The organism is Azospirillum thermophilum (assembly GCF_003130795.1).
Classification (GTDB): Bacteria; Pseudomonadota; Alphaproteobacteria; order Azospirillales; family Azospirillaceae; genus Azospirillum; species Azospirillum thermophilum.
This window is the reverse complement of sequence record NZ_CP029357.1, coordinates 155508-181460: the sequence shown is the minus strand read 5'-3', so window position 1 is coordinate 181460 and position 25953 is coordinate 155508. Positions and strand designations below refer to the sequence as shown.

Annotated in this window: 22 protein-coding genes; 9 read left to right on the top strand and 13 right to left on the bottom strand. The window is 70.2% G+C overall.

Annotated elements, in window-relative coordinates; genetic code table 11:
• Nucleotides 1-177: 177 nt before the first annotated feature.
• From DEW08_RS25780 to DEW08_RS25765, 4 genes are all read right to left on the bottom strand, one after another.
• Nucleotides 178-2442, bottom strand: a complete 2265-nt coding sequence (locus tag DEW08_RS25780) for a hypothetical protein (protein WP_109332724.1) — start codon at nt 2440-2442, stop codon at nt 178-180.
• The gene (locus tag DEW08_RS25775) at nt 2439-6224 is read right to left on the bottom strand and encodes a hypothetical protein (RefSeq protein ID WP_109332723.1); all 3786 of its coding nucleotides are present in this window, start codon (nt 6222-6224) and stop codon (nt 2439-2441) included. The genes DEW08_RS25780 and DEW08_RS25775 overlap by 4 nt, the downstream gene beginning before the upstream one ends.
• A complete protein-coding gene (locus tag DEW08_RS25770) occupies nt 6221-6658 on the bottom strand; it encodes a hypothetical protein (protein WP_109332721.1) in 438 nt (145 codons plus the stop codon). The genes DEW08_RS25775 and DEW08_RS25770 overlap by 4 nt, the downstream gene beginning before the upstream one ends.
• 424 nt (nt 6659-7082) lie before the next feature.
• A complete protein-coding gene (locus DEW08_RS25765; RefSeq protein WP_245986997.1) occupies nt 7083-7931 on the bottom strand; it encodes a formate/nitrite transporter family protein in 849 nt (282 codons plus the stop codon).
• Between the two features lie 256 nt (nt 7932-8187).
• Here DEW08_RS25765 and DEW08_RS25760 point away from each other — a divergent pair, with 256 nt between their 5' ends.
• Nucleotides 8188-8484, top strand: a complete 297-nt coding sequence (locus DEW08_RS25760) for a type II toxin-antitoxin system ParD family antitoxin (RefSeq protein WP_109332706.1) — start codon at nt 8188-8190, stop codon at nt 8482-8484.
• A 2-nt stretch (nt 8485-8486) separates the two neighbouring features.
• Nucleotides 8487-8870 (top strand): type II toxin-antitoxin system RelE/ParE family toxin, encoded by a 384-nt coding sequence (locus DEW08_RS25755; protein ID WP_168220519.1) that lies wholly within the window; start codon nt 8487-8489, stop codon nt 8868-8870.
• 131 nt (nt 8871-9001) lie between these two features.
• On the opposite strand, the gene DEW08_RS25750 is transcribed toward DEW08_RS25755, so the two are convergent.
• From DEW08_RS25750 to DEW08_RS25735, 4 genes are read right to left on the bottom strand one after another with little or no spacing between them, the layout of a single operon-like run.
• The gene (locus DEW08_RS25750) at nt 9002-10573 is read right to left on the bottom strand and encodes a GMC family oxidoreductase (RefSeq protein WP_109332705.1); all 1572 of its coding nucleotides are present in this window, start codon (nt 10571-10573) and stop codon (nt 9002-9004) included.
• 54 nt (nt 10574-10627) lie between these two features.
• Nucleotides 10628-11182: a twin-arginine translocation signal domain-containing protein gene (locus DEW08_RS25745; protein WP_109333441.1), complete on the bottom strand. Its 555-nt coding sequence runs from the start codon at nt 11180-11182 to the stop codon at nt 10628-10630.
• A 55-nt stretch (nt 11183-11237) separates the two neighbouring features.
• Nucleotides 11238-11633 carry a VOC family protein gene (locus tag DEW08_RS25740; protein ID WP_109332704.1) on the bottom strand — a complete coding sequence of 132 codons (396 nt, stop codon included), beginning with the start codon at nt 11631-11633 and terminating at the stop codon, nt 11238-11240.
• 15 nt (nt 11634-11648) lie between these two features.
• A complete protein-coding gene (locus DEW08_RS25735) occupies nt 11649-12059 on the bottom strand; it encodes a c-type cytochrome (protein ID WP_109332703.1) in 411 nt (136 codons plus the stop codon).
• Between the two features lie 553 nt (nt 12060-12612).
• On the opposite strand from DEW08_RS25735, the gene DEW08_RS25730 reads away from it, so the two are divergent.
• The 7 genes from DEW08_RS25730 to DEW08_RS25700 all read left to right on the top strand — a co-directional run bounded on the left by DEW08_RS25730 (nt 12613) and on the right by DEW08_RS25700 (nt 21481).
• Nucleotides 12613-14277: an aromatic/alkene/methane monooxygenase hydroxylase/oxygenase subunit alpha gene (locus DEW08_RS25730; protein ID WP_109332702.1), complete on the top strand. Its 1665-nt coding sequence runs from the start codon at nt 12613-12615 to the stop codon at nt 14275-14277.
• A 114-nt stretch (nt 14278-14391) separates the two neighbouring features.
• A complete protein-coding gene (locus DEW08_RS25725) occupies nt 14392-15447 on the top strand; it encodes an NADH:ubiquinone reductase (Na(+)-transporting) subunit F (RefSeq protein WP_109332701.1) in 1056 nt (351 codons plus the stop codon).
• Nucleotides 15448-15473: 26 nt separating this feature from the next.
• The gene (locus tag DEW08_RS25720; protein WP_109332696.1) at nt 15474-16637 is read left to right on the top strand and encodes an aromatic/alkene monooxygenase hydroxylase subunit beta; all 1164 of its coding nucleotides are present in this window, start codon (nt 15474-15476) and stop codon (nt 16635-16637) included.
• Nucleotides 16638-16674: 37 nt separating this feature from the next.
• Nucleotides 16675-17031 carry an MmoB/DmpM family protein gene (locus DEW08_RS25715; protein WP_109332692.1) on the top strand — a complete coding sequence of 119 codons (357 nt, stop codon included), beginning with the start codon at nt 16675-16677 and terminating at the stop codon, nt 17029-17031.
• 106 nt (nt 17032-17137) lie between these two features.
• Complete coding sequence (groEL, locus tag DEW08_RS25710; RefSeq protein WP_109332678.1) at nt 17138-18778, top strand: molecular chaperone GroEL; 1641 nt, start codon at nt 17138-17140, stop codon at nt 18776-18778.
• Between the two features lie 249 nt (nt 18779-19027).
• Nucleotides 19028-21106 carry a sigma-54-dependent Fis family transcriptional regulator gene (locus DEW08_RS25705; protein WP_425429139.1) on the top strand — a complete coding sequence of 693 codons (2079 nt, stop codon included), beginning with the start codon at nt 19028-19030 and terminating at the stop codon, nt 21104-21106.
• 21 nt (nt 21107-21127) lie between these two features.
• On the top strand, nt 21128-21481 hold the full coding sequence (locus DEW08_RS25700; RefSeq protein WP_109332675.1) for a ribbon-helix-helix domain-containing protein: 354 nt from the start codon (nt 21128-21130) through the stop codon (nt 21479-21481).
• A gap of 23 nt (nt 21482-21504) precedes the next feature.
• Here DEW08_RS25700 and DEW08_RS25695 read toward each other — a convergent pair whose 3' ends face one another.
• The 5 genes from DEW08_RS25695 to DEW08_RS25675 form a co-directional block, all read right to left on the bottom strand.
• Nucleotides 21505-22161, bottom strand: a complete 657-nt coding sequence (locus DEW08_RS25695) for a 3-oxoacid CoA-transferase subunit B (protein ID WP_109332674.1) — start codon at nt 22159-22161, stop codon at nt 21505-21507.
• The gene (locus DEW08_RS25690; RefSeq protein ID WP_109332673.1) at nt 22154-22816 is read right to left on the bottom strand and encodes a CoA transferase subunit A; all 663 of its coding nucleotides are present in this window, start codon (nt 22814-22816) and stop codon (nt 22154-22156) included. Before DEW08_RS25690 ends, DEW08_RS25695 begins: the two co-directional genes overlap by 8 nt.
• A 108-nt stretch (nt 22817-22924) precedes the next feature.
• Nucleotides 22925-23239 (bottom strand): AtuA-related protein, encoded by a 315-nt coding sequence (locus DEW08_RS25685; RefSeq protein ID WP_109332672.1) that lies wholly within the window; start codon nt 23237-23239, stop codon nt 22925-22927.
• Nucleotide 23240: 1 nt separating this feature from the next.
• Nucleotides 23241-24584, bottom strand: coding sequence for an acyclic terpene utilization AtuA family protein (locus tag DEW08_RS25680; RefSeq protein WP_109332671.1), 1344 nt, complete (start codon nt 24582-24584; stop codon nt 23241-23243).
• Nucleotides 24585-24631: 47 nt separating this feature from the next.
• Nucleotides 24632-25951, bottom strand: coding sequence for a CitMHS family transporter (locus DEW08_RS25675; protein ID WP_109332670.1), 1320 nt, complete (start codon nt 25949-25951; stop codon nt 24632-24634).
• Between the last annotated feature and the right edge of the window lie 2 nt (nt 25952-25953).

Here is a 25953-nt window from a genome sequence, read left to right as displayed (position 1 = left end):
ACACCGCCTGTTGCGGGCGCTCACGGCCAGTCATGCAAGCCGAGCATGAAGCCGCGACCGGGGGAGTCAACTCGCCTGTTTCAGCACTGTTCTTCGGGAATAGGCGGTCCGGCGCGCACATCTCCGCCCTGCGTCCCGGGATTACTTGGTCGACTTCCCCGGTGGGCTGGCCGAAAGCTAGGGGACAAGCGCCGGCAGCGTCACCGGCAGCGTGACGAAGTCGCTGCGGGTGCCATCCGCCCCGGTCCGTTGCACCCCCACGGTCACCCGTCCGTCGATCCGGAGCGGCAGCGGCAGGGGAAGCACGTCGTAGAGGACGAGCCCGCCCGCCGCCTCCTGCGCTCCATAGCTGCCGGGGCTGCCCCGCTTCGCCAGCTCCGCCGCGCCGAGGGTGCCCGGCGCCCACCAGACGGTGAAGCGGCCGCCGCCGGGCGGGGTGGTGAAGCGCAGCTTCAGCATCGTGCGCTGATAGAAGTCGATGCCCAGCACCTGGACCTCGAAAGGCGGCGGCACCGGCGGCACCACCGGCTGGCGGATGGCGCAGACGACGGTGCCCGCCGGCCCCAGCCGGCCGAGATAGGACAGGCGCACCGTATAGGCCTCGATCGCCAGTCCCGGCGTCGGCGGCAAGGGATCGGCGAACGCCAGCTCCTCCGGCAGGCCCTTGGCCGGGAAGGCCGCGACCTTGGTCCACAGCGACGGATGGGTCGGGCTCTGGCTCAGCCGGGCCGGACCGGGCGCGAACAGCTCGGCCGTCGCAGCCTTGTCCGGTAGTCCGCCCGCAGACACGGCGAGATCGACGCTGGAGGGGCCGGCCGCCACGACGGCCTCGGTGAAGGCCCCGGCGGACAGGGTCCCGCCGACGAAGTCGCCGAGGCCGGCGGCGCCGGAGACGGCCACCCGGTAGCGGCCGGGCGCCATCTCGACCGGCATCCCGACCGTCACGTCGGCGGTACGGGGCGACGCGGCGCGGCGGTAGACGAAGACCTGCCCGCCGGCCCGCGCGACCAGGGGATCCGGCTGCCAGTCCGCAATCCCCTCGCGACCCGCCGCGCGCCGGATCCGGGTGGTGCCGGCGTCATGGCGGGCGGTTTCCAGCGGCGGGGGTGCCGGTTCGTGCACCAGCACGGGATTGACCGCCGGTCCCCAGCCGGAAAAGTCGCTCACGCGGTCCCAGCCGTCCTGCGCGCGGACACGCGCCTGCAGGGTGACGTCGGGAAAGACGACGTCGGGATTCCGGGAGACCGATCCCTGCAGGACCGGGGCGCCCGGCCGGCGGGTCCGGCTGAGGAAGCTGGTCCTGCGGCCGGGCGCCCCGGTGGCCGGGCTGGCGCTCACCGCCTCCTCGACCTCGACCCCGATCGCCTGGGGATCGGCCTGCTGCCAGGACAGCGTCGCACGGACCCGGTACTCCTCCTCCACCTCCATGACCGGGGAGAAGGCCTTGAGCGAGGCATGGGCGGCAAGGTCGAAGCCGCCCGGCAGCGGCGAGCGGCGCTCGCGCAGCCGGACCTCCGCTCCCGAATAGTGGGGGGGAGCCGGTGGCGACAGCGGCGTCGCCGTCCAGGGCGGGCAGACCACGAGGTTGCTGATCCCGCCGCTCCCCTCGCGGTCGACCACGCGGTAGGCCACCATGCCGGCGGGCGGCTTTGCCAGGATGTCGTCGGACAGCCGGTCGAGCTCGCTGCGGTCGCGGCGCGGCCCGTCGAAGAAGGCGAAGCCGGCGAGAAGCGCGAACTCCCAGCGCAGGCCGAGCAGCAGGGCCAGCCGGCCCCAGGCGGTCGGTTCCCCCGCCGGCGCCGCCGCAGGCGTTGCGGTCATCGCCTCGGCCGCCGCCTGCCGCAGTTCCTCCCATTCCCCGGACGACAGGGTGGGCGGCTGGTCGTAGCGCGGGGCGACGGATCCGAGGCCGACGCCGAAGCTCGCCTCCACCGCGATCTCGGCGATCGGCTCGAAACGCAGGCCGCGGTCGCGGAACAGGTCGAGCACCCGCAGATTGCGCAGGGTTCCCCAGACGGCGAAGACCAGCACCGTGTCGAGGCCGGTTCCCTCGGCATAGACGATGTCGCCGTTGGAGACGGTCCTGTCGAAGGCGGCGCTGCCGGTCGTCCGGTCGCGGATCAGGATGCGGCCCGCGCTGCCCTCCCACAGGAAGCTCACCGCCTGGACCGGACCGGGCAGCGCATGGGCGAAGGGGGGAAGGAAGCCGGCAACGGCGACGTCGCCCAGCCGGTCCCACCAGTCCGAGGGATAGGCGAGGGAGGTCTCCCGCGTCCGGTAGAGGTCGCGGGAGTCGAGCGGCGCCCGTTCGACGACCAGGGTCTTCGGCAACCCGACATAGCGCCCCTCGGCCGTCACCTCCTCCATGGGATAGTGCCAGCGCAGCCGGTTGCCGAAGGGCGCCTCGTCGATCCAGCCGAGTGCGGACAGATGGATGGTCATGGCTGCTCTCCCTCCTCGACACCCTGTTGCGGGGAAGCCGGCGCCGGGGCGTCCTGGTCCTGGGGTCCGGGTGCCCGAGCTCCGGGATCCGCGGCCGTCCCGGCATCGCCCGCTTCGTCCCGCACGGCTTCGTCCGGCGGGCGGTCGACGATCCGTTCCGCCCCGATGGGCCGCAGCGCGACCGTGCCCAGGGCACCGGCCGCCGCGGCGAGCCCGGTCCCGGCGACCGGCGGGTGCCCCGGTTCGGGCAGGGCGGGCGGCGGCGCCAGCGTCCGGGCATGCTGCGCCAGCGAGGCGAGAATGCGCGCCTCCACCTCCGCGGCGGGCAGGTCCTGCTGCACGGCCTCCTCCCAGATGCGCGGATCGAAGGGAATGTGCTTCAGCACCACCTCGATCAGGTCGAGGCGGAACTTCCCGGTGTCCGTCGGCAGCGGCCAGCCCGCCCCGAACGGCTGCAGGAAGCGGAGCGTCACCAGCTCCGGCCCGGCCCCGACCATGGCCGAGGGGCGCAGCGGCGGCAGCCCGGCGACCGCCGGATCGAAGCGCAGGGTCAGCAGATACTCGCCGCGCGGCAGCAGGATCGGCACGCCGGCCATGGTTCCGGTCAGGAAGGCGGCGCTGCCGTCCGGGCTCGGCAGGATGCCGACCGCGAGTTCCAGCGGGCGCCGGTGCGCGTAGCCGGTCGGGCAGCCGCCGGCCGGCTCGACATGCGACACCCGCAGGCCGGCGGCGACCCGGCGCCAGTCCACCGGCTCCGGCGTGCGCAGCCAGAGGGCGAAGGGGCGTCCGCCGTCGTCGGTCACCGCCTCCACGGTGGTCGATCCGGGCACGTCCTGGATGCCGGCCAGCGGCTCGGCCGCGGCCCCGAAGCGCACGCCGCTGGCGGCGGCGAAGCGGGCATAGCGCAGCCCGGCCGCCGCATCGGGCGGCCCCGTCAGCTCCGCCAGCGCCGCCGGCAGCCGCCAGGAGGTCGGCGGCGTCGCCAGCTCCGCCGGATAGGGCTTCAGCAGGTCGCCGAGTTCGAGGCTCGGCAGCAGCGGCTCGGCGGTGATGCTGCCGGAGACCTTGGCTTGCGGTACCGGCAGGGGCGTCAGCAGCGGCGCCAGACCGCCATGGCCGCCGGGACTGTCCTGCCACACCCAGGATTTCGGCGGCTTCGCCGGGGTGGCACAGGGCGGCTGCTCGTGCCGGCCGGCGGAATCGTAGCGGACCGTCAGGCAGGGTCCCGGCCAGGCGAGATGGTCGCGGAAGCTGTCGAAGCGGGACACGGCCCCCGTCCACTCGTCGATACGGATCTCGCCGTCCACCGGATGCGTGAACAGCAGTTCCAGCCTGGCGACGCCGCTCTTGGGCGGCAGGGCCGTCAGCACCATCTCCCTGTCGGGCGGTACGGCGCCGCCCTGCTTGACGATCCAGTCCTGGCTCTGCGGCAGAAGCGAACTGCTGCCGTCCGGCACGGCCGAAGGCGTCACGGCGCCGCCGATGCTGCTGCCGTCCGCCTCCCAGGTCAGCCGCAGCGACATCGGGTTCCTGCCGAAGACCTCGTGGATGTAGGGCACCAGGAAACGCACCGCGACGTGGTAGCGGCGGTAGAGCGGGAAGCCGACGCCGTACAGGGTCGGGTTCCAGCGGTCGAGCGTCCAGCCGGTCCACGGATGCTGCGGCCGGGCGAACAGGCGGTTGTCGCCGAAGGTCGCCTCGCGGATGTAGGAGCGGGCGCTGTCGGGGTAGGCGACGCGGAACTCCTCCCGCACCGACCAGTCGATCCGCGGCGCCGGCGGATAGAGCTCCGGGTTCGTCGCGGCGTCCGGGTGGACGGCGGTCGAGTTGCCCTCCACCGTCAGGCGGTAGCGGCCGGGCACCAGCACCGTCTTGCGCAGCGTGCCGGAAGCCACCGTCCGCGCCTCGCGGTAACGCACGGCGAACACCAGCAGGTCCCGCCCCGACCGCGACCAGTAGGTGAGGCTGCCGACCGGCGTGGCGAAATCGACCGTGGCGGCGAACAGGCTGAGCGAGCCGTAGAGCTGTCCGACCAGCTCCAGCCGGCTGATCCCGGCAGGGTCGGTGATGACGTTCTCGCTGTCGCGCCCGGGGATGCCGGTCCCGATCAGGAAAATCACCACCTGATCGACGAGGATGGCGGCGCCGGCGGAGTCGGCGACACGCAGTCCGATCCGGTTGCCGCGCAGGACGCGGGTCGGCAGGTGCGGCGCGAAGAGGTCGTCCAGCATCGCCGGCCCGGCGGCCGGCGCGACGTGGAGGTCGCCGAAGCGTCGCTCCGCCGCGACCGCCTCGTCGCGGCCCGTACCGAACTGCACCTGGACGACGCGCGGCGGCGTCCCGAACTCCCAGGACGAGACGGTGGTCTGCGCGGTCAGCCAGCTCATCGGATCGCTGCCGAGCACATGCAGTTGCGAAGTGCCGGTCTCCGCCGCGTCGGCCCAGACGCCCTGGACGTCGGGAACCGGCACGTCACGCTCCAGGTCCCACAGCTCGAGCTTCGTCAAGTCGTGGCCGACCGTGTAGCCGCCCTCCACCGTGGGGCTGACCGGCGGCCCGACCAGCTGGCCGACCTTGTCGGTGACCCGGCTCTTGAAGGGAACCACCAGGACGGCGTCCGGCCAGGGCTGCTCCGTCTCCAGGTCCCACTGGCGCTCGCTCACCGGATGCAGCGTGGTGACCTTCTGCGCCTGTATCGTCTTCGCCCCCTCGCTGACCGCCTCGCCGGCCAGCAGCGGCGACTGGATCCTGGGCGGCGTGGCGACGCTGTCTCCGAAGGTCTTGCTGTCCTCGATGTCGGGAATCGGCCAGGGCAGGTTCAGCTTGAACTTCATCTCGAAGCTGAAGTGGATCGGGCTCGGCAGATAGACGGTGGGCGTCGCCTCGCCGGTCAGCAGGAACTCGAACTTCCAGACCTTGATGCCCAGTTCCCCCACCACCGTCAGCCGGGCGCAGACCAGCAGGGGGTCGCGCCCGATCCGGGCGGCCAGCGCGCCGGTCAGCCGGGCGACCAGCCGGATGATCTTGCCGATGCGGAACTCGCCGCCGATGCCGACCCTGGCGCCGAAGGCGATGCGGTGATGGTTGATGCGCAGATAGGCTTCGGCCTTCTCGGAGAACAGGATGCTGACGACCGGGACGTCGGTCAGCACCTCCATCATGCAGGGCTTGGCCTCGGTGCCGAGATCGAAGAACCAGGCGCGCGGATCGCCGAAGGAGAAGAAGGCGTCGAGCTGGGCGGACCCCTTGATCAGCGTGACGGTCAGCGGGTCGGCCTCGTCGCCCGGCCCCTTGATGTCCACATTCACTCCGGCGCCGAGCGCCAGCGACGCGGTGGCGGCATCGATGACGAAATAGCCCTCGACCCCGAACCCCTTGCGCCGCAGCAGCCGGCCGGCGCCGCCCAGGATGATGGCGCCGCCCGGAACCAGGAAGGACATGCCGATCGGGTTCAGCTCGAACACGAAGCCCATGTCGGCGACGGTGCAGATCACCGCCCGGATGCCGACGCCGATCGCCGTCCGGTCGATCGGGCCGGGCTTCCAGCGGTCGATGCTGTTGCGGTCGCGCGCCCAGGCGACATAGTCCTTGGCGCTCGGGCTGGCGATGGGGATGCCGCCGCTCTCCAGCCGGGCGACGAAGTTGTGGGCGAAATCGCCGCCCACCCCGCGCAGGCCGAGGCCGGTGGGGCCGAGCGGGATGGCGGAGCCTGGCGGCGCCTCGCCGTCGAGCCCCAGCACCATGCCGCGGTCGCTGATGCCGCCGTAGACCGCCACCTTCATCCCGACCGGCTTGAGGTCGAGCGATCCCTGCCCGAGCCAGGCCCCGCCGTCGTAGCCGAAGCCGAGGCCCCCTCCAGCAGCTTGCCGTCCTTGATCGTCAGGTCGCCCAGCACGGTCCGCCAGGCCTTCACGCGGACGGGCGCCTCGGCGAAGGTGAGGTCGATGTCGGAGCGCGAGACGACGATTTCCAGCCGCATGAAGGGCGTGACGCCGCCGATCGGGAAGGAGCCGCGCACCAGCAGGGTCAGCGTGTCGGCGGCATTATCCACCACCAGGACCTTGACCAGCGGCGAGGAGGAGAGCTGTTCGCCGGCGGTGAGGCTGCGCAGCTTGTCGCGGATCGCCTCCTCCCCCTTGCCCGCGAGATCCCGGAAGAAGTCGGAGATCGCCTTCCAGATGACCTCCCGGATCATCTTCTCGAACCAGTCGAACATGGCGGCTCCTCTGGCGATGGGGTGGAGGCCGGGGGCGGGGCGCCGGCAGCCGGCAGCCGGTCCGCGCAGGGGCACCGTGGACGGGCGGCGCGATCGGGCCGGCCGCCATCCTCGCCGCCGCGGGCGGCACGGCGGCGTCGGTCGAAGCTTCAGACGATGTGCGGCACGTCGTTGCCGGTGCGGGCCGTCCCAAATCGGCCCAGCAAGGTCCGGCGGGCGGACGGGCAGAGGCCCGTCGGCCGTCTTTTCGCGGCTTCGGACTGCCCGGCCACTCTTTCGGGCACCTGCGCCCGATGTAACCGGTTCAAGCTTGTCCCTGCAACCGGCAGCCCACAACGATCCTGCCGGGGTGGCGCAAAGCCCCGAAGGAGTTAATCTCAAAGAGATGGGCCGGCGTCCCGCGGCCGGGGAGAGCCGGGCCGGGTCAGCGGTCCTGCCTGACCTGGGCGTGGTTGATCAGCGCCACCAGCCCGACGCCGCCCAGCACGTTGCCGATCAGGGCCGGCAACAGGAAGCCGAAACCGTATCCGGTCCAGGTCACCTCGCCGATCATCGCGGCGTAGGACACCTCGACGGAGCCGGCCACCACATGGGCGAACTTGCCGAGCGCGATCAGGTAGGTCAGCGCCACGATCACGAAGAAGCGCGCCTGACCCACCGACGGGGTGATCCACACCAGCAGGGCGATCAGCCAGCCCGCCAGCACGCCGTGCAGCAGCGTCGTCGTGAAGCCGTCGCCCTGGGCCGCGCGGCCGAGTTCGGCGAAGCCGGCGCGCAGGTCGGGGGAGAAGGCGCCGGTCCCGGCCGCCATGGCGGCGAACAGCAGTGTGCCGGCCATGTTCGCGGCGAACACCAGCGTCCACAGCCGGATCACCCGCATGAGGTTCCACGGGCTCCAGCGCTGCAGCAGGGGCAGGATGACCGTCAGGGTGTTCTCGGTGAAGAGCTGCTGCCGCCCGAGGATGACGATGAGGAAGCCGAAGCAGTAGCCGAAGCTCGCCAGCAGGGGGCGCCACGGCTCGTCGGGCAGATGCGCCATGAACAGCGCCTCCCCCACCATCGAGAAGCCCATCGACAGGCCGGCGGCCAGACCGGACCACATCAGGGCGCTGGCGGGGCGTTTCAGCTCCTCCTCGCCTTCGAGCCGGATGGCTTCGTGAAGGATCAGCGCCGGCGGGTTCGACCGCTCGCGGATCTCCTCCCGCTCGCGCCGGTCGAGGCGGGGGTCCTGACCATCGGTTGCCGGGCTGTCGGGCAAGGAACTGTCGGGCAAGGAATGCTCTCCGTTGGTCTCCACCGGACCGGCGAGGGAGCGGCAGGCTCCCCGCCCTTCAAGAACGCCGTCGACGTCCAAACGCTCCATCGGCGGAACGGAAAACCCCCGCCGGGACCGACTCCAGGCGTTCACCTCAAGGCGTTCACTTGAAATGTGGAGAGGGACGCCCCAACCGACGCCGGACGGCCACGCGCCTGCTTGACGGCCACCCCGGCCGGTATCAATCTTTGATACAGCGTGATGGAGGCATGGCATGGGCGGTCGGAATTTCAGCCTGACGGAGCGATTGAGCGAGTTCATCGATCAGCAGGTCGAAGACGGGCGCCACCAGAACGCCAGCGAGGTCGTTCGGGAGGCGCTGCGCCGCTATCAGGACGATCTGGAAGCGGAGCGCGCAAGCCTCGCGGCGATCGAAGCCGTTGCCGACCGTGGAATCGCCGCCCTCGAGCGCGGAGACTTCCGGCTCGTGAACGGCGAGGAGGATCGGCGCGCGCTCCTTGCGGACCTGAACCGCCGGGCGTCCGGGCGTGCCGCGGCTCGAAAGGACTGAACGTGGGTGGGTTCCGCCTTTCCGCACCGGCGGAAGCCGAACTCGACAGGATCCTGGACTGGAGCGAAGAGCAGTTCCACGCGGTCGGCCGCATGCGCTACGCCGCCCTTCTCGTCCAGGCGATGCAGGATCTGGCCGACGACCCGCAGCGGGAAGGCGTTGGATGGGTGCGGCCCGTGAAGCACCCCGTCGGCGTGTACCACGCCTGGCACAGCCGGGATCATGTTCCCGATCCGGCGGAACGGGTCCATGATCCGCGACACGCGGTCGTGTTCCGCATCGCCGAGGATGGAGTCGCGGACATCCTGGGCTTCGTTCACGACCACATGCTGCGTGGCCGGGCGTTGCGCCGCATTGTGCGCGGGAACCCGTTTGCTCCGCACTGACGCCGGTCGAATGCCGCCGGCCGGCGTCGGCGGAATTCCACACGTCAGGTAGACGCTCCGGGGGAACGGCCAGCCCCCTCCGTTCGGACACGGGAGGGGGCCGCCCGGATGCGCTCGGATCCCGGATGCGCTCAGATGACGTTCCTGGCCATCTGGTCGGCGATGTAGTCGGCCTGCCGGATGGCCAGCGCGACGATGGTCAGCGTCGGGTTCTCGGAGCCGCCGGTGGTGAACTGGCTGCCGTCCGACACGAACAGGTTCTTCACGTCATGCGCCTGCCCCCACTTGTTCACCACGCCGTCGCGCGCGTTGGCGCTCATGCGGTTGGTGCCGAGATTGTGGGTGGAGGGATAGGGCGGCGTGTGGATCGTGCGGATCGCGCCGACCGCCTCGTAGATCGCCGAGCCGCGGCCATAGGCATGGGTGCGCATGGCGACGTCGTTGGGATGGTCGTCGAAATGCACGTTGGGGATCGGCAGGCCGAACTTGTCCTTGTCGGTCGCGTGCAGGGTCACCCGGTTGGTCTCCCGCGGCATGTCCTCCCCCACCAGCCACATGCCGGCCATATGGTCGTAGGCGTCCAGGGCCGAGGTGAAGCCGCGCCCCCAGGCGCCGGGATCGAGGAAGGCGGCCATGAAGGGCACGCCGAGCGACAGCGTCTCCATCTCGTAGCCGCCGACGAAGCCGCGCGACGGATCGAAGCGGGACTCGTCCTTGACGATGCCGGCCATGGTGGTGCCGCGGTACATGTGCACCGGCTTGTCGAAGACGCCATAGACCGAGCCGGTCATGTGCCGCATGTAGTTGCGCCCGACCTGCCCCGAGGAGTTGGCCAGCCCGTCCGGGAACAGGGTGGAGGCCGAGTTCAGCAGCAACCGCGGGCTTTCGATGGAGTTGCCGGCGACGGCGACGATGCGGGCCTTCTGACGGTGGAGCGTCCCGGACTTGTCGGCGTAGAGCACGGCGTTGACGCGGCCCCTGGCGTCATGCTCGATCTTCAGAACCTGGCTGTTCGGCCGGACCTCCAGCTTGCCGGTCGCCTCGCCCTTGGGGATCTCGGTGTAGAGGGTCGACCATTTGGCGCCCGACTTGCAGCCCTGGAAGCAGAAGCCGATCTGCTGGCAGGGGCCGCGGCCGTCGCGCGGCTTGCTGTTGATCGACATGTTGCCGGTGTGGACCTCGGTGTAGCCGACCTTCTTGGCCCCGGCGGCCAGCACCTTGTAGTTGTTGTTGCCGGGCAGCCGCGGAATGCCGTTGGTCCCGGTGGTGCCCATCTTGGTTTCGGCCTTGGCGTAGTAGGGCTCCATCTCCGCCAGGGTGACCGGCCAGTCCAGCAGGTTGGCCCCGTCCAGCGCGCCATAGGTGGTGCGTGCCTTGAACTCGTGCTCCTGGAAGCGCAGCGAGGCGCCGGCCCAGTGGACGGTGGAGCCGCCGACCGCCTTCACGATCCAGGCCGGCAGGTTGGGAAAGTCCCTGGCGACCCGCCAGTCGCCCGAGGTCGTTCTCTTGTCGAGCCAGGAGATCTGCGAGAAGCTCTTCCACTCGTCGTTCACGAAGTCCTGGATCTCGTGGCGGCCGCCGGCCTCCAGGCAGACCACCTTGATGCCCTTCTGGGCCAGCTCGTTCGACAGGGTGCCGCCCCCGGCGCCCGACCCGATCACCACCACGACGCTGTCGTCGTCGAGACTGAATTTCGCAGCCATTCCTCGTCCTCCCGTTTTGTCGGTGCAGCCCTTCGTTCCCCGGCGGACGGCCGGTCAGGCTTCCTTGATCCAGTCGATGTCGTCGAAGCCGCGGTGCAGATAGCCGCCATACTCCGCCGACGGCCCCTCGTAGCCGAGCTTGGCCCACACCTCCGGCTGGTTGTAGAGGGCGACCACCATGTCGCCGCGCACCTTCCGGAAGAAGGGCGTGGTCTCCACCGACTTCAGCACCGCCACGCGGTCGGCTTCGCTGCTGAGCGCGGCATAGGGAGCCTTGCGCAGCTCGCGCGCCGCGGAATCGAGGGCCGCCGCCCCGTCGTTGAGCTGGGTCGCCAGGGCGGCGTCCTTGGCGGCCTCCGCATCCATGGAGGCCAGCGCCGTCTCGTAGTAGCTGTCGCCGAGCCGGTCGTGCGGGTAGAGGTCGCGCACCATGACGAGCAGCGTCTTCGCCGCCTCCGGCTTGATGGCCTTGAGCGACTGCGCCCAGACCGGCGTCGCGGTGACCGACACCACCCCGCCCGACACCACGCCCGCAGCGACGGCCGACGCCGCGGAGGTCTTCAGGAAATTGCGGCGGTTGATCTGTGTCCGTTTGTCGAGAACTCGCATCATCGACGTCTCCTTCCCTCTGGTGGACTTGGTCTTGTGATTGTCGTGACGGCGGTCACCGGTAGCGGCCGTGGCGCTGCAGCACCTCGATCCTGTAGCCGTCGGGATCGGTGACGAAGAAGAAGCGGGCCAGCAGCCGCCCGCCCGGCGCGAACTCCTTCACCGGCGTGACCGGACAGCCCAGGGCCGACAGGCGGGCGTGCTCGCGCTCCAGATCCTCGACGGCGACCGCCATGTGTCCGTAGCCGTCGCCGTGGGTATAGGGCTCGGTGCGGTCGTGGTTGACCGTCAGTTCCAGCTCCACGTCGTTCTCCGCGTTGCGCAGGTAGATCAGCGTGAAGCCGTCGAAGGGCAGCCGGTCCGCCGGCTCCAGCCCGAAGGCCTTCGCGTAGAAGTCGAGCGACCTCGTCTCGTCGAGGACGCGCACCATCATGTGGATGATCTTGGCCATGATGCCGTCTCCGGTTCACTTGGCGGCGTTGCTCTGCAGGAAGCGGATGATCCCCTGGCGGACCGCATCGTCCTCCTGGCGGTAGTTCATGTAGCTGCCGGGCAGGAAGTCGTTGGAGTTGGTCAGCCAGCGTTCCAGATGGCCGGCGTCCCAGGTGAAGCCGGCCCGGCGCAAGGCATCGGAATACTCGAAGTCCGCGGCCGTCCCCGCCTTGCGGCCGAGAACTCCGTAGAGCGGCGGGCCGGCCCGCGCCCCTTCATCCTTCTTCACCGTGTGGCAGGTGCCGCATTGCTGGCGGAACAGGGTCTCGCCATCGCCGGCCGCCGCGGCCTGCGACGGCGTCACTACGGGAAGCGGCAGCAGGAGCAGGAACAGCAGGGCGGCGATCCCCACGGGCATCGGCCGCGCGTGCAAGGCGTGCGTCATGTCTAGAAGTCCCTCCCGACCATCGTCCGGCGCCGCCTGTTCCGGCACCCGGTCGCCGCACGGGAGCGGTTCGGCCGGGACGGCGCCTGTTCGGCAGGGAAAGAGCAAGCGTCATGCCAGGGCCGGACGTTGCCGCCCAGGCCGGCGCAACGGCGGATTCCGCCCCGCCGTCCTGGTCCCGCTGTCCCGTTCCGCGACAGAGCGATGCGACAATCTGTCTCATAATGGGACAGTCAGCGTATCAAGCGATGCCTCCGGCACCCGGAGAGGGCGGTCGAGGCGAATTGGCACGGCGGTTGCTTTGCTTGGAGAGCGAGGCGGCAGCGCCTTCGTGGAGACGGCGAGACCGGCCGGCTTCCCGACTCCGCCGAGGGTCGAACAGACGGGGCGCGATGGCGCCGGGCGACGCTTTCCCCACCACCGACGGACCACAGCCCGCAACCGGGACAGCGACGCATCGGCCGCAACCGCCGCCCGCAAGCGCACTGCCGCAGCGATACCGGACCAGCCAGCGCCGGATCAGCCAACATCACGTCACTAGGGAGAAGACGACATGCCGGATGGATTGACGCTGAACAAGATCACCAGCCAGAAGGGCATCAGCATCGGCGAGGCCGCGCGCCGCGTCGCCGACCTCGGCTGGACGCCGACCTACGTGAAGGAGGCGATGAGCTTCCCCACCGACTACAAGATCACCAAGGCGCCGCGCGATCCGATGAAGCAGGTGCTGCGCTCCTACTTCCCGATGCAGGAGGAGAAGGACAACCGCGTCTACGGCGCGCTCGACGCCGCGCTGCGCGGCGACATGTTCCGCAACGTCGAGCCGCGCTGGATCGAGTGGATGAAGCTGTTCCTGGCGATCATCCCCTTCCCCGAGATCTCCGCCGCCCGCTCCATGGCGACGCTCGGCCAGCTTGCCCCCGGCGACGACCTGCGCACCGGCTTCACCATGCAGATGATCGACGAGTTCCGGCACTCGACGATCCAGATGAACCTCAAGAAATGGTACATGGAGAACTACATCGACCCGGCCGGGTTCGACATCACGGAGAAGGCGTTCGGCAAATGCTACGCCACCACCATCGGCCGGCAGTTCGGTGAGGCCTTCCTGACCGGCGACGCCATCACCGCGTCCAACATCTATCTGCAGGTGGTGGCGGAGACCGCCTTCACCAACACGCTGTTCGTCGCCATGCCGTCGGAAGCCGCGCGCAACGGCGACTATGCGCTGCCCACCGTCTTCCTGTCGGTGCAGAGCGACGAATCCCGCCACATCGGCAACGGCCATTCCATGCTGATGTCCGTGCTGAAGGAGCCGGACAACCACCTGCTGCTGGAACGCGACATCCGCTACTCCTTCTGGCAGAACCACATGATCGTCGACGCCGCCATCGGCACGATCATCGAGTACGGCACCAGGAACCGCGACAAGACCAAGGAGTCCTACGCGGAGCTGTGGCACCGCTGGATCTTCGAGGACTATTACCGCACCTACATGCTGCCGCTGGAGAAGTACGGCATCAAGATCCACCACGACGACGTGCACGAGGCCTTCGACGCCATCGTCAAGAAGGGCTACGTCCACAAGATCGCCCAGTTCTTCTCGGCCGGCTGGTGGGCCAATTTCTGGCGCATCGAGGCGATGACCGAGCGCGACTTCGAGTGGTTCGAGAGCAAGTATCCGGGCTGGTACGACGAGTTCGGCGTCTGGTGGGAGAACTACGCCAAGCTGAGCAAGCCGGGCAGCGTCCCCATCACCTTCGCCGACACCGGCTACGTCTATCCGCACCGCTGCTGGTCGAGCCTGGTGCCCTGCGTCATCCGCGAGGACTTCCAGGTCGACGAGGTGGACGGCGAGCTCTACACCTATGCGTCCGAGGTCGACCGCTGGACCCACAAGGAGGCCTTCGCGGCCGAGTACCAGGGCCGCCCGACCCCGGCGATGGGCCGCTTCTCCGGCCGGCGCCAGTGGGAGGAGGTCTATCACGGCTGGGATCTGGCCGACGCCATCCAGGACATGGGTTTCGTCCGCCCCGACGGAAAGACGCTGATCGCCCAGCCGCACCTGTCCTTCGAGGAGAAGGACATGTGGACCCTCGACCATGTCCGCGGCTACACGATCCAGAGCCCGCTGCTGAAGCTGCGCGAGATGACGCCGGAGCAGCGACAGGCGCACATCGACGAGTACCGCAAGGGCTTCACGATCCGCCGGGTCTGATCCCGCCCCACCCCCACCATCCGCAGCCCCGGATTTCCGGGACCGTCCCCCTTTCCGCCCGGAAAGGGGGAGCGGCGGAGCCTTGCGGACACCGATCGCGGAGATCACCCGACCATGACCACGCAAGCCCTACAGAAGAAGCCCGCCGTCCACACCGTCCGCCTGGAGCCGGTCGGCGTCGAGATGGAGGTCGAGGAGGGCGAGACCATCCTGGACGCCGCCTTCCGCCAGGGCGTCTCGCTGATGCACGGCTGCAAGGAGGGGCAATGCTCCGCCTGCAAATGCCTGCTGATCGACGGCGACGTCGAGATGCTGAAATACTCGACCTTCGCGCTCTCCGATCCGGAGCGCGACAGCAACCACATCCTGCTGTGCCGCTCGCTGGCCTACAGCGACGTGGAGGTGGAGCTGCTGAACTACGACGAGGACCTGCTGTCCCGCTCGATCCCCGTCAAGGACTTCGCCGGCCGGCTGGCGGCGGTGGAGCCGCTGACCCACGACATCGTCCGCGTGGCGATCGACCTCGACCAGCCGCTGAAGTTCTGGGCCGGCCAGTATGTCGACATCACGCTGCCGGGCCGGGGCATCACCCGCTCCTTCTCGATGGCGAACCCGCCGGGCGAGCCCGGCCGGCTGGACTTCATCATCAAGAAGTATCCCGGCGGCGCCTTCTCCACCGCGGTCGACGGCCTCGCGGCGGGCGAGCCGGTGAGCGTGCGCGGCCCCTACGGCACCTGCTTCCGCCGGGAGGACCGCCAGGGGCCGATGATCCTGGTCGGCGGCGGCTCGGGCATGGCGCCGCTGCTGTCCATCCTGCGCGACCAGGCGGCGAGCGGCGAGACGCGCCCGGTCCGCCTGTTCTACGGCGCCCGCGGCCGGCGCGACCTGTTCCATCTCGACCTGTTCGAGGAGTTCGCCGCGGCCATGCCGGACTTCGTCTTCATCCCGGCACTGTCGCATGCCGGGGAGGAGGACGCGTGGACCGGCGAGACCGGCTTCATCCACGAGGTGCTGCGCCGCCACCTCGCCGCCCTGCCCGACGCGGAGGAGGCCGACGTCTACGCCTGCGGGCCGCCGCCGATGATCGACGCGGTGCTGCCGGTCCTGCAGGTGGCCGGCGTCGATTCCGCGCGCGTCTATTTCGACAAGTTCACCCCCGCCACCCGGTGACCCGGAATCCCAAGGGAGGAAAGACAATGACCGTTCAGCAAGACACCGACGAGATCCGGTCGGCCGCCGCCGGAGCCAGGGTCTTCCCCGGCTCGGACAGCCGCCGCTACAATTACTTCGAGCCGAAGGGCCGCAAGGCGACCCATTACGAGGACGTGACCGTCGACGTCCAGCCCGACCCCGAGCGCTATCTGCTGCAGGACTGGATCATCTCCTTCGGCGACGGCACCCCGACCTATTCCAAGAACTGGACCAAGCTGCGCAGCAACGACTGGCACGGTTTCCGCGCCCCCGACCAGGAGTGGGAGCGCACCCACTACCAGCGCCAGTCGACCATCGTCGGCATGATCCAGAACGTGGTGGACAACGCCCGGCGGGCGGGCGCGCCGCAGCGCTTCGACAAGGCCTGGGTCACCGTGCTGCAGAACCATGTCGGCGCCTTCAAGCATGCCGAGTACGGGCTGGGCACCGCGCTGATGCGGGCGCAGCGCTACGGCTACACGCAGATGGTCAACAACGCCATCCTGACCAACGCCTCCTACAAGCTGCGCTTCGCCCAGGACCTGACGCTCTATCTGGCGGAGATCGGCAGCGACATCGGCGGGGCCGGCGGAAGCTTCGACCTCGACGCCGGCAAGAGGCACTGGCTGGAGGACCCGGTCTGGCAGCCCTGCCGCGAGGCGGTGGAGCATATCCGCGCCGCCGAGGACTTCCTGGAGCAGTATTTCGCCGCCAATGCGGTGTTCGAGCCGCTGGTCGGCGAGCTGTTCCGCAGCGGCTTCGTCATGCAGGTGGCCGCCGCCCAGAACGACTTCTCCACCCCGTCGGTCATCTCCGCCGCCGAGGCCGATTACGAGCGCAACCTCGCCAACACGGTGGAGCTGTTCGCCCTGCTGGCCCGCGACCCGGCCCACGGCGATCAGAACCGCGCCCTGCTGCAGGAGTGGTTCGGCCGCCATGCCGCGCTGGCGGTGAAGGCGGCGCTGCAGCTCCAGCCGCTGTGGTCGCTGCCGCGGGTCAAGGTGGCGGGTTTCCCCGAGGCCTTCGAGCGGGCGCGCAACCGCGTCGCGGCGATCGGACGGGAGATCGGCATCGACGCCGAGCTGCCGGTGCTGCCCCCGGTGGAACTGTCGGCGTCGCCCGCCGACGCCACGGCCGCCCCGGCCACCCCGGCCGATGCCGCCGAGTGAGCGGCGGCCCCTCTCCCACCAGCCGAAGGACAGTCCCATGAGCGTCACCACCGAACAGCAGCTCTTCAAGCCGCTGAAGGACATCACGCGCGAGAACACCATCTCGCACCAGTGCGGCGTCACCATGAACGACAGCGTCGAGGCGCGCTGCATCGCCGAGGTGATGGAGACCAAGCCCGGCATCTCCGTCACCTATCTGCCGGCGATGATCCGCATCGACGGCGAAGGCAAGATCGAGTTCAGGATGAGCGAGATCAGCGAGGCCCTTGGCCGCGAGATGACCCCGCATCTGTTCGAGATCTCCACCTCCACCCACTACGGCCGCATGGTCATGATCGACGAGGACACGGTCGTCCTCTTCGGCAACATGGACGACGCGCTGGCCTACGAATAGCGGGCCGGATAGCCGGCCGAACAGCCGGCGCCCGGCTGGGAGGCCTCCGGCGGCGCCGGGGGTCTCCCCGCGAACGAGCAGACAAGCAACTGGGAGGACCGACAGGATGGCGAAGATGATGCTGCACCATGCCGAGGCGCGGGCCGCGCTGGGGCGCGGCGTGGAGAAGCTGGCGCTGGCCGTGCGCGGCACGCTGGGACCGAAGGGAACCAACGCGATCATCGACCGCCCGATCGGGACGCCGCTCGTCTCGCGCGACGGCGTCAGCATCGCCGCGGAGATCGAGCTGCCCTGCCGCTTCGAGAACATGGGCGCCCAGGTGGTGCGCGAGGTGTCCAAGCAGACCAACGACGTGGCCGGCGACGGCACGACGACCGCGACGGTGCTGGCCAACGCCCTGATCCAGGACGGCATCGCCGTGCTGGCCGACGGTCACGGCTCCGTCGAGCTGGTGGAGGGGATGGACCGCGCCTGCGAAGCCATCGTCGACGCGCTCCGCCGCACGGCGAGGCCGCTCGCCGGGGACCGCGAGCTGGAGCAGGTGGCGACCGTCGCGGCGACCGACCCGTCCCTCGGCCGGCTGGTGGCGGACGCGCTGCGCCGCGTCGGGACGGAGGGCGTCATCGACATCGAGTACGGGCTGGCCGGCGCCCCGACCGCCCTGTCGGTGCTGGAGGGGATGACGCTCGACCGCGGTTTCGTCTCCCATCACATGGCGACCGACCCGAGCGGACGGTCGGCGGTGCTGGAACGGCCCCACATCCTGCTGACCGACCACAAGATCACCGCGGCGGAGCCGATGCTGCGCCTGCTCGACCTGATCGGGCGCGGCGGCCGGCCGCTGCTGGTGATCGCCGACTCCCTGGCGCCGGAGGTCATCGCCACGCTGATGGCGGTCCGGCGCGACGGGCGCGGCACCGTCGTCGCCATCAACCCGCCGGAATTCGGGCACTGGCGCCAGGCGATGCTGGAGGACATCGCCATCCTGACCGGCGGCCGGGTCGTCGCCCGCGACCTCGGCGGCCGGCTCGACGCCGTCACGCTCGACGACCTGGGCAGCGCCGACCGGATCGAGGTCACCGCCGCCGCCACCAGCATCCTGCGCGGCCACGGCGAGCCCGGCACCATCCGGGCGCGGCGGGAGCTGGTCCAGCGCCAGTGGGAGGAGGCCCCGCCCAACATCGAGCGGGACAAGCTCGCCCAGCGCCTCGCCAAGCTGACCCACGGAACCGCCGTGATCCAGGTCGGCGGCGCCACGCCGGTCGAGCAGAAGCGGACCGCCCAGCTCCTGGAGGATTCACTGGCGGCGGCGCGCGCCGCGCTGGCGGAGGGGGTGGTCGCCGGGGGCGGCACAGCGCTCGCCCGCCTGTCGCCCCGGCTCGACGCGCTGGCGGAGGAGGCGACGGCCGGCCAGCGCGCCGGCGTCCGGCTGGTGCAGCGGGCGATCCTGCAGCCGCTGGCCTGCATCGCCGCCAACGGCGGCCTGGACGGGGCCGACATCCTCGCCCGCCTCGCCACCCTGCCCGACGGCACCGGCTTCGACGCCCGCACCGGACGGTTCACCGACCTGTTCGCCGCCGGCATCATCGATCCGGTGAAGGTGACCGGGCTGGCGCTGCAGAACGCCGTGTCGGTGGCGAAGCTGATCCTGACCACCCACACGCTGATCGCCGACATCCCCGACCGCGACGACCCGACCGCCGGCCCCGCGCGGGGGGGCGGCGCGGAAGTCTACGGCCGGCAGTAACCGCAGCGGCCCAGCCCCCGAAGCGCATCGTCGAGGCCGGCGGTGCACTTTGGGGGAAGGCGGCGGGAAAAAGGACATAGAATACCCCGCTACTACCCAGAGCAGCCTCCCTTCCATTACCATTCGTGACCAAAGCAATCCGCATGACGGACCACCCAGTCCCTTCCGGTCGCCTCGTCTTGCGAAGGCATCGGGGCCGGGCCGGGAAAGGACCGCAAGAACAGGATGTTGGAAAGCGGGGGAGGGATCGTGTTGACCAAAGCGAGTGCCGGCGGGAGCGGCCGTTCCATTCCGTCGCCGGGGCCGGCGATCCACGGGCTCGCCGACGGCGAGTCGGCGATCATGAAGGCCTGGGAGGATTTCGTGTCGGGATCGCGGCGCGACGGCCTGCCCGTCCGCGACGTGGTCGCCCGGTCCTGGAGCCGCTGCCAGGGGCTGCTCGTCGATGTCCGGAGATCCAGCGCGCCGGTGGTGGCGGCCGACCGGATCGAGGCGTTGCGGCGCGACAACCGCGAGCTTCTGCGCGCCGCCGCCCCGACGCTGGCCGAGGCGGCCACGCTGCTGGCCGGCACGCGCACGGTGATGCTGATCACCGACGCCAGCGGCGTGGTACTCGACGCCGTCGGCGACCAGGGGACGCTGGCCGCCGCCCAGGACATCAGCCTTGGGCGCGGCGGGCGGTGGAGCGAGACCTGCGCCGGCACCAACGGCATCGGCACGGCGCTGGCTTCGCGGCAGCCGGTGCTGGTGCATGCGGCCGAGCATTACTGCGAGGGCATCAAGGGGTGGAGCTGCGCGGGCGCGCCCATCCACGACCCCATCGACGGCTCGGTGATCGGCCTGCTCGACATCTCGGGCCTCAAGCACTGTTTCAGCACCCAGGCCCTGGCGCTCGCCGTCGTCGCCGCCCGTCAGGTGGAATGGGCGCTGGCCCGCCAGACCGAGGCCGAGCACATGCGCCTGCTGGAAGCCTGCCTGGAGGACAGCCAGCGCTATGCCGGAGAGGGGCTGATCGCGCTCGACGCCAAGGACCGGCTGCTCTATGTCAGCCGCAAGGCCGCCCAGCTTCTCAAGTCCCGCCTGGGGCCGGACCTGCCCGACCTCAACCGCGGCGCCAGACTGCCCATCCTGCAGGAGATCGGCGGCGATCCCCGCGCCCATCCGGCCGGAGAATCCGGAGCCGCCCGGCTGCCGGCGGAATGGGTCAAGCCGCTGATGCTCGACGGCGAACGCCGCGGCACCCTGCTGGTCATCCCCGGTTCGGCCCAGCCGCCGCGCACGGCCGCCCGCGGCCGGCCGGTGCCCGACGAGGCCGACAGCGCGCGCTCCAGCTTCGACTGCATCGTCGGCGGCAGCGCGAGCATGACGACGGTGATCGGACAGGCCGAGCGTCTCGCCCCCCTGCATGTGCCGATCCTGATCGAGGGTGAGACGGGCGTCGGCAAGGAGCTGTTCGCCCGGGCGATCCACGGCCACAGCGCGGTGGCCGGCGGCCCCTTCGTGCCGTTCAATTGCGGCGCGGTGTCCCGCGAGATGCTGGCGAGCGAGCTGTTCGGCTATGTCCGCGGCGCCTTCACCGGCGCCAGCAGCGAGGGGCGCATCGGCCGGTTCGAACTGGCCGACGGCGGCACCCTCTGCCTGGACGAGATCGGCGAGCTGCCGCTGGACCTGCAGCCCTATCTGCTGCGCGTGCTGGAGGAAGGCGTGCTCTACCGCGTCGGCGACAACACGCCGCGGCGGGTCACCGTCCGCCTGCTCGCCATGACCAACCGCACCCTGCGCGAGGAGGTGGCGGCCGGCCGCTTCCGGCGCGACCTCTACCACCGGCTGAGCGTGACGGCGCTGCGGGTCCCTCCCCTGCGGGAGCGGCACGGCGACGTCGACCGGCTGGTCAGCCATTTCAACACGCTGCTGGCACAGCGGCACGGCCGGCCGCCGGCCCGCTTCTCCGCCGGGGTGATGGATTTGCTGAACCGCTACGACTGGCCGGGCAATGTCCGCGAGCTGAAGAATCTGGTCGAGCGGGTCATCCTGCTGTCGGCGGGCGGCACCGTGGAACCGGCCGACCTGCCGGACGAGCTGCGCGGCGATCCGCCGGCCGCCTGCACCGCGTCCGCCTGCCCGCCGCTGTCGCTGACCATCACCGAACAGCGCACCATCGAGGAGGTCATCATGGCGACGCAGGGCAACCTGTCCGACGCGGCCGCCATCCTCGGCATCTCGCGCAGCACGCTCTACCGCAAGTTGAGCCAATACGGGATCCGCCGGGCGGGCGGCGCCCTGCGGCCGGACCGTCTGCTCGGCACCCAGGGACACGGACGGGCCTGATCCCGCAGGAGGGGACCTTTCATGTGCAACATCTTCGCCAACACCGACCCCATCCTGTACGAGTCCCGTTCCCGCGCGGTGCGCATCCACGGGATGGCGACCAGCGTGCGGCTGGAGAACCTGTTCTGGAACGTCCTGGCCGAGCTGGCCGCGCGGGACGGCATGACGACCAACCAGTTGATCGTCACGCTGTACGACGAGGTCATGAGCGTGCGCGGCGAGGTCCAGAACCTGGCCTCCTTCCTGCGCGTCACCTGCGTGCGCTACCTGACGATGGCGCAGCAGCGGGCGGAGACCTCCCCCGCCCCGGCATCGGGCGAGCCGCGGGAGGACGGCGTCATCAGCCTGCTGCGGCAACGCCCGCGCGGCGCCTGACCCCTGTCGGATGCCGCCGCGGATCAGGCGGCGACCGGCATGGTCGGGACGGTTTCCGGAACGATCAGCGGTGCCCCGGTCGCGGCGAGCACCTGGGCGACGGTGACGCCGGGCGCGGTTTCCTTCAGCAGCAGGCCGCGGTCGGTCGGCTCGATCACCGCCATGTCGGTCACCACCAGATCGACGCGGCGGACGGAGGTCAGCGGCAGCGTGCAGCGCTCGACGATCTTCGGCTCGCCCTTGGCGGCGTGGGTCATGGCGACGATCACGCGCCTGGCGCCCGAGACGAGATCCATGGCGCCGCCCATGCCGGGCACCATCTTGCCGGGCACCATCCAGTTGGCGAGGCGCCCCTCCCCGTCGACCTGCAGCCCGCCCAGCACGGTGACGTCGAGGTGGCCGCCGCGGATCAGCCCGAAGGACATGGCGCTGTCGAAGGCCGCGGCCCCGGGAACGGCGCCGATCGGGCTGCCGCCGGCGTCGGTCAGGTCGGTCCAGGCCATCCCTTCCTCGGGAAGCGCCTGCATGCCGACGATGCCGTTCTCCGACTGGAAGAACACGTCGATGCCCGGCGGCAGATGGCGGGCCACCAGGGTGGGCAGGCCGATGCCGAGGTTGGCGAGGTCGCCGTCGCGCAGTTCCAGGGCGACGCGTCTGGCGATCAGGGTCTTCTCATCCATGACGGTGCTCCTTGGCCACCAGATGGTCCACCAGCACGTTCGGCACCCCGACAGAGTCGGGCGGGATGACGCCGACCGGCACGATGTCCTCGGCCTCGGCGATGACGGTTCCGGCGGCCATGGCCATCAGCGGGTTGAAGTTGCGCGAGGTGAGCGCGAATTCGAGATTGCCGCGGTAGTCGGCCCGCCGGGCGCTGATCAGCGCGAAGTCGGCGCGCAGCGGCGGCTCCAGCAGAAAATCGCGGCCGTCGACTTCGACCGTGCGCTTGCCCTCCGCCACCACGGTGCCGACGCCGGTCGGGGTGAGCACGCCGCCGAGACCGAAGCCGGCGGCGCGGATGCGCTCGGCCAGCGTTCCCTGCGGCACCAGCTCGACCTCCGTCTCGCCGGCGATCATCTGGCGCTGGGTCTCCGGGTTGGTGCCGATGTGGCTGGTGACGACCCGCCGGACCAGCCGGGCGGCGATCAGCTTGCCGATGCCGACGCCCGGACGGGCGGTGTCGTTGCCGATCACCGTCAGGTCGCGCCGGCCCTGGCGGACCAGCTCGTCGATCAGGCGCGGCGGCGTGCCCGCCCCCATGAACCCGCCGATCATCAGCACGGCCCCGTCGGGGATGCGCGAGACGGCGTCCTCGAGACTGACCAGTTTCTTCATGACGATCCTCGTTCGGCACAGCCGGCCCCTGTCGGCCTCCGCGGCGAAGCGGGGGCCGGTGCGCCCGGTAGGAGTTCTCTTGGTTCTTTTGCGAGTCCGGAGCCCGGCTCAGGCCGCGCGGTCGGGAATCTCGAGGTCGAGAAGCGCCGACGCCAGGCACTTGCCATGGGCGTCCAGCGCCAGCGAGCGGGTCACGCCGCCGCCGAGCGCCTTCTGCATCACGAAGTTCAGGGCGCCGATGCTGGGGATCGCATAGCGCACCACGTCGCCATGGACGATCTCGCGGAACAGCGCCTTCACGCGTTCGACGGTCACCGCGGCCTCGATCAGCGGATAGTCCTTCTCGTCGAAGGCGATGACCGAGATGTTGGAGATGTCGCCCTTGTCGCCGGTGCGGGAATGGGCGATGTCACGGAGTTTCATGTCAGGCCTCCACATAATCGAGGGCGGGCTTCGCCAGTCCGCGGGGCAGCAGGGCGGACAGCATGGCCACCACCTCCTTCGCCGACTTGGTGGCGCCGCCGCCGCTGGCCGGACCGTTGGTGTAGAGGGTCTCGACCTCGTTGCCGATGCGCACCGCCTCCTTCAGGCTGTCGGTGCGGCCGACGACGCGCACGCGCACCTCGTAGGGCTCCCGCGCCTCGGCGGTGGAGAGGGCGGATCCGTGGATGGAGTCGACGCCGATCAGGTCGAAGCGCAGTTCGGTCGTCCTGACGCCGGTCAGCGCGAGGCGCTCGCGCACGATCTCCAGCGCCAGCCGGCCGCGGGCCAGCGCGGCGGGACCGGCGTAGGAGATCTGGCCCTCGCCGATGTAGCTGTCGATGTAGCCGACCGACACCTTCAGCGTCTCCGGCCGCGCCCGGCCGGTGGCGCCGGCCACCCGCACGCGGTCCGGCCCCTCCTGCGTGAAGCGCACGCGGGAGAAGTCGGCGACGACGTCCGGCGTGAAATAGGTCGCGGGGTCGTGGATCTCGTAGAGAAGCTGCTCCTTGCAGGTGGCGGTGGTCACCGCCCCGCCGGAGCCCGCGACCTTGGTGATGACGGCGCCGCCGTCCTCCCGCACCTCGGCGATCGGGAAGCCCAGCCGGGCGAGGCCGGCGACGTCCTTCGCGCCGGGGTCGGCGAAATAGCCGCCGGTGACCTGGCCGGCGCATTCCAGCAGATGGCCGACCACGGTACCCTTGCCCAGCCGGTCCCAGTCCTCCATCGACCAGCCGAACTCGAAGATCTGCGGGGCGAGGAAGAGGGCCGGGTCGGCGACGCGGCCGGTGATGATGACGTCGGCGCCGGCCTTCAGCGCCTCGACGATGGGAGCCGCGCCGAGATAGGCGTTGGCCGAGACCAGCTTGTCCGCCAGGGAGGAGACCGGCGCGCCGGTCTCCTCGATGCGGTGGCCGCCGGACTTCAGCGTCTCCAGCACGTCGTCACCCGACAGGGCGGCGATCTTCAGGCCCTTGAGCCCCAGCGACTGCGCGATCTCCCGCGTCTTCGCCGCACCGGCCGCGGGGTTGGCGGCCCCCATGTTGGTGATGATGCGGATGCCCTTGTCGCGGCACAGCCGCAGGACGGCCTGCATGCGCTCGGCCAGCAGGGGGTCGTAGCCCTTGGTCGGGTCTTTGAGCTTCGCGCCCTGGGCGATGGCGATGGTGCGCTCGGCGAGGCACTCGAAGACGAGATACTGGATGTCGCCCTTTTCGGCCAGTTCGACGGCCGGTTCGATGCGGTCGCCCGAATAGCCGGCGCCCGATCCGATGCGGATGGTTTTCATGGTGCTGCTCCTGTGTGCGGCGGTCGCTTGACGGTGTCCCGGGCGTGTCAGAAGGGGATGATGCCGAGGACCGCTGCGGTGATGGTCATGACCACGGAGGCGGCGAACAGGTAGGGGATCGAGAATTTCTGGTGCTCGCCGAGGCCGATGCCGCACAGGCCGACGACGAGGAAGGTGGCGGGGGTGAGCGGGCTGACCGGGAAGCCGACGGTCATCTGGCCGAGGACGGAGGCCTGGGCGATCTCGATGGGGTTGCCGCCGAGCGTCTTATAAACCTCCGCGATCACCGGCATCATGCCGAAGTAGTAGGAGTCCGGGTCGAACAGCAGGCTGAGCGGCATGGACAGGATGCCCAGCGTGAAGGGGATGTGCTGGGCCATTTCCGGCGGGACGAAGGCGACGGCGGACTGCGCCATGGCGCTCAGCATCTTGGTGCCGCTCATGATGCCGGTGAAGACGCCGGCCGCCAGCAGGATACTCGCCATCATCAGCGCCGCCTTGGCGTGGGCGTCGACGCGGTCCTTCTGCATCTTGACGTCGGGGTAGTTGATCATCAGGGCCAGCACGGTGCCGACCATGAACATCACCACCGGATCGACGGCGCCTTCGATCATCACGCCCATGATGACGGCGGTCAGGATCAGGTTGACCCAGAACAGCTTCGGGCGGCGGATCTTGATCTGCTCCGGCGTCAGCACGCGCGGCGCCGGTCCAACCGGGGCGTCGTCCCCGCCGGCCGAGGCGGCCGTCCCGCTCAGGCCGAGGCGGCGTTCCTCGCGCTTGCCCAGCAGGAAGGCGACGATGAAGATGAACAGCAGACCGACGCCCTGCACCGCGATAAGCGGATTGAAGATGTCGGTCACCGGCACCTTGAGCGCCGCGGCCGAGCGGATCATCGGACCGGTCCAGGGCAAGAAGTTGACGCCCGCCGCCATCGACACGCACAGCGCCAGGATGCGCTTGTCCATGCCCAGCCGGTCGTAGAGCGGCAGCATTGCCGGAATGGTGATGAGGAAGCAGACGGCACCCGAGCCGTCGAGATGGATCAGCAGCGCCAGCAGGGTCGTGCCGACGGTGATGCGGGCCGGCCGGGTGCCGACGACGCGCAGGATGCGGTCGATGATCGGATCCATCATGCCGGCATCGGTGACGACGCCGAAGAAGATGATGGCGAAGACGAACATGCCGGCGGTGGGCGCGATCGAGCGTATGCCGGCGATGATGAACTTACTGGTTTCGAGGCCGAAGCCGCCTGCTAGCGCTGCGATGATCGGCACGGCGATCAGCGCCACGAGCGGCGACATCCGGTTCGTCATAATGACCACCAGCAGAACCACGATGGTGGCCAAGCCGAGTATGGCGAGCATGG

What these genes read in the sequence shown, in the direction of transcription:
- DEW08_RS25780 (WP_109332724.1), bottom strand. Translation starts at nt 2,442, where the DNA reads ATGACCATCCATCTGTCCGCACTCGGCTGGATCGACGAGGCGCCCTTC.
- DEW08_RS25775 (WP_109332723.1), bottom strand. Translation starts at nt 6,224, where the DNA reads ATGAAGGTGGCGGTCTACGGCGGCATCAGCGACCGCGGCATGGTGCTG.
- DEW08_RS25770 (WP_109332721.1), bottom strand. Translation starts at nt 6,658, where the DNA reads ATGTTCGACTGGTTCGAGAAGATGATCCGGGAGGTCATCTGGAAGGCG.
- DEW08_RS25760 (WP_109332706.1), top strand. Translation starts at nt 8,188, where the DNA reads ATGGGCGGTCGGAATTTCAGCCTGACGGAGCGATTGAGCGAGTTCATC.
- DEW08_RS25750 (WP_109332705.1), bottom strand. Translation starts at nt 10,573, where the DNA reads ATGGCTGCGAAATTCAGTCTCGACGACGACAGCGTCGTGGTGGTGATC.
- DEW08_RS25745 (WP_109333441.1), bottom strand. Translation starts at nt 11,182, where the DNA reads ATGCGAGTTCTCGACAAACGGACACAGATCAACCGCCGCAATTTCCTG.
- DEW08_RS25740 (WP_109332704.1), bottom strand. Translation starts at nt 11,633, where the DNA reads ATGGCCAAGATCATCCACATGATGGTGCGCGTCCTCGACGAGACGAGG.
- DEW08_RS25735 (WP_109332703.1), bottom strand. Translation starts at nt 12,059, where the DNA reads ATGACGCACGCCTTGCACGCGCGGCCGATGCCCGTGGGGATCGCCGCC.
- DEW08_RS25730 (WP_109332702.1), top strand. Translation starts at nt 12,613, where the DNA reads ATGCCGGATGGATTGACGCTGAACAAGATCACCAGCCAGAAGGGCATC.
- DEW08_RS25725 (WP_109332701.1), top strand. Translation starts at nt 14,392, where the DNA reads ATGACCACGCAAGCCCTACAGAAGAAGCCCGCCGTCCACACCGTCCGC.
- DEW08_RS25720 (WP_109332696.1), top strand. Translation starts at nt 15,474, where the DNA reads ATGACCGTTCAGCAAGACACCGACGAGATCCGGTCGGCCGCCGCCGGA.
- DEW08_RS25715 (WP_109332692.1), top strand. Translation starts at nt 16,675, where the DNA reads ATGAGCGTCACCACCGAACAGCAGCTCTTCAAGCCGCTGAAGGACATC.
- groEL (WP_109332678.1), top strand. Translation starts at nt 17,138, where the DNA reads ATGGCGAAGATGATGCTGCACCATGCCGAGGCGCGGGCCGCGCTGGGG.
- DEW08_RS25700 (WP_109332675.1), top strand. Translation starts at nt 21,128, where the DNA reads ATGTGCAACATCTTCGCCAACACCGACCCCATCCTGTACGAGTCCCGT.
- DEW08_RS25695 (WP_109332674.1), bottom strand. Translation starts at nt 22,161, where the DNA reads ATGGATGAGAAGACCCTGATCGCCAGACGCGTCGCCCTGGAACTGCGC.
- DEW08_RS25690 (WP_109332673.1), bottom strand. Translation starts at nt 22,816, where the DNA reads ATGAAGAAACTGGTCAGTCTCGAGGACGCCGTCTCGCGCATCCCCGAC.
- DEW08_RS25685 (WP_109332672.1), bottom strand. Translation starts at nt 23,239, where the DNA reads ATGAAACTCCGTGACATCGCCCATTCCCGCACCGGCGACAAGGGCGAC.
- DEW08_RS25680 (WP_109332671.1), bottom strand. Translation starts at nt 24,584, where the DNA reads ATGAAAACCATCCGCATCGGATCGGGCGCCGGCTATTCGGGCGACCGC.
- DEW08_RS25675 (WP_109332670.1), bottom strand. Translation starts at nt 25,951, where the DNA reads ATGCTCGCCATACTCGGCTTGGCCACCATCGTGGTTCTGCTGGTGGTC.